The sequence below is a fragment of the Asticcacaulis taihuensis genome (assembly GCF_900100255.1).
Lineage (GTDB): Bacteria > Pseudomonadota > Alphaproteobacteria > Caulobacterales > Caulobacteraceae > Asticcacaulis > Asticcacaulis taihuensis.
Window position 1 is genome coordinate 1 of sequence record NZ_FMTS01000015.1, and the last position, 6,324, is coordinate 6,324.

Genomic DNA, 6,324 nt, shown 5'->3' on the forward strand with positions numbered 1-6,324 from the left:
ATCACTCGTTTCCGGCCCAGTAGTGTCAGCCGCACCCTGAGCCCTAACCCCCGGAAATTCCAGTTTCGGGTGGCCAAGAAATGGGGAGCAGGTCAGAAACAAATGGTTCCAGCAACTTGAAACTTCCACCTCTGTGCGACGAGACTGGCGAGTTCTATACCCTAACAATTAAAACGAGAGTGCCGCACCGAAAGGCGACCTGCCTTCATAAATACCGGCGCTGATAAAATGCCAGTACGGATTGACGTTTGCGGCTGCTATATCGGGGTAATTTTGTAGGTAGAGATTAGTGTTGAAATACATTGAAGGGTTTCTTCCCTCACGCCAACCACCATTACTGTAATGATCGAGAGGATTTACGTTAGTGGCGGCCACATCTGTGTATGTATCAAGATACCAATTGGTATCAAAATAGGCGCTGGGCCGACGCCGTGCGGACCAACCGCCATTTTGGAAATGAACATATGGATCGACACCCGCATACAAAATGTCGGGATAATAGATGCGATAAAAATCGGGATCAAAACCCTGAGAGTTAATCCCTGCTCCGCTGCGCTTTGACGTCCGATTCCCCGTAGCATCGTAGGTGTAGAACGTAGACGTGCCGTTCGGATATAAGGCACCGATCACGCGTCCCAGTGCGTCGTAAACATACTTGGTAGAGACAGCGCCAAACGATACCTTCGGCAGCAGGTACAAAGAAAGACATCCTCCCAAAAGCGCTCGTCTCTTTATAACAATTGTCATGTTCGCCCCATGAGTTTTATCTCTTATTGTTTATTAGATAGATAATTATCGCAAGCCAATAGGCTGTCATATCGCACGATATAAAAATACCTTAACAATAGATATTCAAACGCCAAGGTTGAAAGTTTACAGTGATTGACTAGAAATTTTAGCCCCCAGATCGACTCACATATCCCATTTCCCAATCGGCTCCACTTGTCCACTTTCCAGGAAGCTCCCCTAATGGGATGGACCGGCTGCTTCCCCTGCGGCGTAGTCGGCGTAGACTGCTCTGCTCCAACTGGAGAAGCATCCCATGGACACCAATCTTCCTGAGTTAGCCTCTATAGGCATCGATATCGGCAAGGATGTGTTTCACCTTGTCGGGTTTAGTACTGACGGCCAGATCGCCTTCCGCCGTAAAATCAAGCGGTTGGCCCTGGTTGAGACTTTCAAGAAGTTGCCCTCTAGCGTCATCGGTATGGAAGCGTGCCTCAGCGCGCATTTCGTCAGCCGAACGTTGCGCCAGCTTGGCCATGAGCCACGTATCATTCCGGCGATCTATGTGAAGCCGTTCCTAAAGGGGCAAAAGAATGACTACAACGATGCTGAAGCTATCGCCGAAGCAGCCCTTCGACCGAACCTGTCAACGGTGACTGAGAAGACGCAGGATCAACTTGACCTGCAGGCTTGCCATCGTGTTCGCTCCCGACTGGTGTCCCGTCGAACCGCGACCATAAATCAAATTAGGGCCTTTCTAATTGAACAAGGTATTACGGTCAGGGCCGGGGTTCGCGCCTTGCGCAACTCATTGTTCGAGATCCTGAAAAACAGGCAGGATGAGATTTCGCCGCGCATGAGCGATTTGATCGTAGGTCTCTATGAAGACTGGCTTTGGCTCGATGAACGCATCGAGACCGTGACCCGCGAGATTGAGGAGATCAGCCAGTCCGAAGCCAACTGTAAGCGCTTGATGAGCGTGCCGGGTGTCGGTCCATTGATCTCAACGGCGGTCGTAGCCGCCATCGGCACGGGTGAGGCCTTTGATCGTGGGCGCGACTTCGGTGCCTGGCTTGGCCTGGTCCCCAAGCAGTTCAGTACTGGCGGCCGGACGATATTGGGGCGCATCTCGAAGCGTGGCAGTCGATACCTGCGAACTCTGTTCGTACAGGCGGCCAACGTCCTGCTGATGCGGCCGCAGAATTGGGAGAAGTTCAGCTTCGGCAATTGGCTCGTCAACGCAGCGGCACGGATGCACCGAAATAAGCTCGCCGCTGCCCTCGCCAATAAACTCGCCCGGATTACCCGGAGCGTCCTGAACTCAGGCAAAGCCTTCGATACCCACAGAATCGAGGTCGAGGCGATCTAGGCGCCGACCTCTACCAAGTTCGCGAATGAGAAATGCATGGAACGGATCGATAAACGCGCCCTGAGTCAGGTGGCCCTTTTGGTCGCTTGCCGACCTATCCGCTAATGAGACCAAAAGCGCGTGCTAATTACCCAACAAGGCCACGGCTCGCATGCCGATCAAACAGGCCGGATACATATAAGCGACTTCTGCTATTCATGCGAAAACTCACTTGCGATCGGCAGCCGGTCCATACAAATTGGGCCAGTTCACTATTGGCCCCCAAAGTGCTCGATCTCACATCCGCCTTTGTTCATATTCTTCCGTGTGTGTCTTTTTGATTCAGATGGTAGCTATGTGGTAGCTGAAGGCGGATTTCAGACGCAAAAAAGCCGCCCCGAAGGATGGTTATCTATTTGATTTTATTCTGATTAAGCTTGGTTGCGGGGGCCAGATTTGAACTGACGACCTTCAGGTTATGAGCCTGACGAGCTACCGGGCTGCTCCACCCCGCGTCACCAAGTGTCGGGCCTGTGAGCGCAGCCCGGTATTTTACGTTTGTCTGTCTGGCTTATGGCCATCCAGACGGGGCTGCTCCTGCCCTGCGTCTTCGCATGGTCTTAAGATCATGCGGTAAAAGCAAAAACGACCGCCAAGCGAATGGCCTGACGGTCGTTTTGAATATTGTAATGAAGGGTGTTTTGCAACCACTGTATTCTGTAGACCTGGCGACGACCTACTCTCCCGTGACTTAAGACAAAGTACCATCGGCCCAGGAAGGCTTAACGACCGAGTTCGGAATGGGATCGGGTGGGGACCTTCCGGCATAGCCACCAGGTCAACAGAATACAGGGGTTTCGAGAAGACATTGTATGAAGTTCGTATGTTGCTTGTTGTTCCATAAATTTTATTGAGGAACGATCAAGCCGATCGGATTATTAGTACCAGTTAGCTTCACACGTCACCGTGCTTCCACACCTGGCCTATCAACGTGGTAGTCTTCCACGATCCTCAGCGAGACCTTGTTTTGAGGTTAGTTTCCCGCTTAGATGCTTTCAGCGGTTATCTATTCCATACTTAGCTACCCTGCTGCGCGGCTGGCGCCACGACAGGTCCACCAGAGGTATGTCCATCCCGGTCCTCTCGTACTAGGGACAGATCCTCTCAAGTCTCGTACACCCACGGCAGATAGGGACCAAACTGTCTCACGACGTTCTGAACCCAGCTCACGTACCACTTTAAATGGCGAACAGCCATACCCTTGGGACCTGCTCCAGCCCCAGGATGTGATGAGCCGACATCGAGGTGCCAAACTTTGCCGTCGATATGGACTCTTGGGCAAAATCAGCCTGTTATCCCTAGAGTACCTTTTATCCGTTGAGCGATGGCCCGTCCACGAAGGACCACCGGATCACTATGGCCGACTTTCGTCTCTGCTCGACTTGTCAGTCTCGCAGTCAGGCGGGCTTATGCCATTGCACTCGTCGAACGATTTCCGACCGTTCTGAGCCCACCATCGCGCGCCTCCGTTACACTTTGGGAGGCGACCGCCCCAGTCAAACTACCCACCACGCCATGTCCCGGACCCGGATAACGGGTCTCGGTTAGACGTCAACAACAATAAGGGTGGTATTTCAAGGATGGCTCCACGCAGACTGGCGCCCGCGCTTCATAGCCTCCCACCTATCCTACACATGTTGTTGCTAACGCCAAGGCGAAGCTATAGTAAAGGTTCATAGGGTCTTTCCGTCTGACCGCGGGAACCCCGCATCTTCACGGGGAATTCAATTTCGCTGAGCCTATGCTGGAGACAGTGGGGAAGTCGTTACGCCATTCGTGCAGGTCGGAACTTACCCGACAAGGAATTTCGCTACCTTAGGACCGTTATAGTTACGGCCGCCGTTTACCGGGGCTTCAATTCGCGGCTTGCACCACTCCTTTTAACCTTCCGGCACCGGGCAGGCGTCAGACCCTATACGTCGCTTTACAGCTTCGCAGAGCCCTGTGTTTTTGATAAACAGTCGCTACCCCCTAGCCTGTGCCACTTCATACTGGTTGCCCAATGTGAAGTCACGCTTATCCCGAAGTTACGCGTGTAATTTGCCGAGTTCCTTCAGCATAGTTCTCTCAAGCGCCTTGGTATACTCTACCTGACCACCTGTGTCGGTTTCGGGTACAGTCTCTGTATGAGTTATTTCCAGGGACACGTTCCCTGCAAGGACAATCCAATAAGCCCTCACAAGTTACCGCATCCGTCACTTCATACTGGCCCAGGAATATTTACCTGGTTCCCATCGACTACGCCTTTCGGCCTCGCCTTAGGGGCTGGCTAACCCTACGCAGATTAGCTTTACGTAGGAACCCTTGGTCTTTCGGCGAGAGTGTCTCTCACACTCTTTATCGCTACTCATGTCAGCATTCTCACTTCCGATACCTCCAGCCAACCTCACGATTGACCTTCACAGGCTTACGGAACGCTCCGCTACCGCTTGCTATGCAAGCCCTGATCTTCGGCACATGGCTTTAGCCCCGTTACATTTTCCGCGCAGGATCGCTTGATCAGTGAGCTGTTACGCTATCTTTAAAGGATGGCTGCTTCTAAGCCAACCTCCTGATTGTCAAAGCAATCCCACATCGTTTCCCACTTAGCCATAATTTGGGGGCCTTAGATGCAGGTTAGGGTTGTTTCCCTTTTCACCATGGACGTTAGCACCCACAGTGTGTCTGCCGAACAGTTCTCTTGGGTATTCGGAGTTTGGTTGAAATTGGTACCGCTCGCGCAGCCCGCATCCATCCAGTGCTCTACCCCCCAAGGAATACATTCGACGCTCTACCTAAATAGATTTCGCGGAGAACCAGCTATGTCTAGGTTTGATTGGCCTTTCACCCCTATCCACAAGTCATCCGAATCTTTTTCAACAGATATCGGTTCGGACCTCCAGTACATGTTACTGTACCTTCATCCTGCTCATGGATAGATCACCTAGTTTCGGGTCGTCATGCGACGAACTTAACGCTCTATTCAAACTCGCTTTCGCTACGCCTACACCTAACGGCTTAAGCTTGCTCGGCACATGAAGTCGCTGACCCATTATACAAAAGGTACGCCGTCACCCCGCTTGGGGGCTCCGACTGCTTGTAGGCTTCCGATTTCAGGATCTGTTTCACTCCCCTTGTCGGGGTGCTTTTCACCTTTCCCTCACGGTACTTGTTCACTATCGGTCGTAGAGGAGTACTTAGGCTTGGAGGGTGGTCCCCCCATGTTCAGACAGGATTTCACGTGTCCCGCCCTACTCGAGTCTCTTGCTGTTTGATGGCTACGGGACTGTCACCCGCTATGGTCGCCCTTTCCAGAGCGTTCGCCTTTATTTCACAAGAGCACTGGCCTGGTTCCCGTTCGCTCGCCACTACTAGGGAAGTCTCGGTTGATGTCCTTTCCTCCGGTTACTGAGATGTTTCAGTTCACCGGGTTTGCTTAATAAGCCTATGTATTCAGCTTATTATACCTTTCAACAACTAACTCATCTAACTACCCCCGAAGGGATAATCAAATGAGAGAGCCGTAAAGGTGGGTTTCCCCATTCGGAAATATGCGGATCAATGGGTGCTAGCGCCTCCCCGCATCTTATCGCAGCTTGCTACGTCCTTCATCGCCTCTCTACGCCAAGGCATCCGTCAGAAGCCCTTTAACGCTTGATCGTTCTCAATGAAACTTATGTTAACAACATCACAGCTAACCACCAGGCCCTTGTCTAAGGCGCACCCCCTAGGGGAGGATGCTGGCAGCGTGACAACATAAGAGTTTTAGATCTCACCGATCCGCCCCTTGGAAAGAAGTAGGAAACGGATGGTTGTACTGAGATCTTTTGTCAGACAATGTCTTCTCGGATATCTCCTAAAGCTATGAACATGCCGGAGAAACCCTTCATTTACAATTACAACCAGGGTCACAGACCCTGGACCCGTTAGTCATCCGAAGATAACCAACGAAACTTGCAACACATCGTAAGCAGCAGCACAACCAACCCTTAGCAGCTCATTCGAGCGCTGCAGGGTGGAGCCAGCCCGCATCTTTTTGCGAAGGCAAAAAGTGCAAAACGTAACCATGCGTCTGGCGACGCCAGGACGAATGTTAGTGAGGACTGGTGGAGCCAGACGGATTCGAACCGACGACATCCTGCTTGCAAAGCAGGCGCTCTACCAACTGAGCTATGGCCCCTTCGCCAAGACTAGCCTGGTAGGCCCGACAA

The 6,324-nt window shown here is 52.1% G+C and carries 2 protein-coding genes, 2 tRNA genes and 2 rRNA genes; 1 reads left to right on the top strand and 5 read right to left on the bottom strand.

The window, feature by feature from the left end; translation table 11 throughout:
• Positions 1 to 168: 168 nt before the first annotated feature.
• Entirely contained in the window at positions 169 to 747 is a 579-nt protein-coding gene (locus BLO49_RS18005) for an RHS repeat domain-containing protein (RefSeq protein WP_090651000.1), read from the bottom strand.
• A 295-nt stretch (positions 748 to 1,042) separates the two neighbouring features.
• On the opposite strand from BLO49_RS18005, the gene BLO49_RS18010 reads away from it, so the two are divergent.
• The gene (locus tag BLO49_RS18010) at positions 1,043 to 2,095 is read left to right on the top strand and encodes an IS110 family RNA-guided transposase (protein ID WP_090651002.1); all 1,053 of its coding nucleotides are present in this window, start codon (positions 1,043 to 1,045) and stop codon (positions 2,093 to 2,095) included.
• 417 nt (positions 2,096 to 2,512) lie between these two features.
• Here BLO49_RS18010 and BLO49_RS18015 read toward each other — a convergent pair.
• From BLO49_RS18015 to BLO49_RS18030, 4 genes are all read right to left on the bottom strand, one after another.
• A tRNA-Met gene (locus BLO49_RS18015) sits at positions 2,513 to 2,589 on the bottom strand.
• A gap of 208 nt (positions 2,590 to 2,797) precedes the next feature.
• Positions 2,798 to 2,912: ribosomal RNA gene (gene rrf / locus BLO49_RS18020) — 5S ribosomal RNA — on the bottom strand.
• A 79-nt stretch (positions 2,913 to 2,991) separates the two neighbouring features.
• Positions 2,992 to 5,773 (bottom strand): 23S ribosomal RNA (locus BLO49_RS18025).
• Positions 5,774 to 6,217: 444 nt separating this feature from the next.
• Positions 6,218 to 6,293, bottom strand: a tRNA-Ala gene (locus BLO49_RS18030).
• Positions 6,294 to 6,324 lie beyond the last annotated feature (31 nt).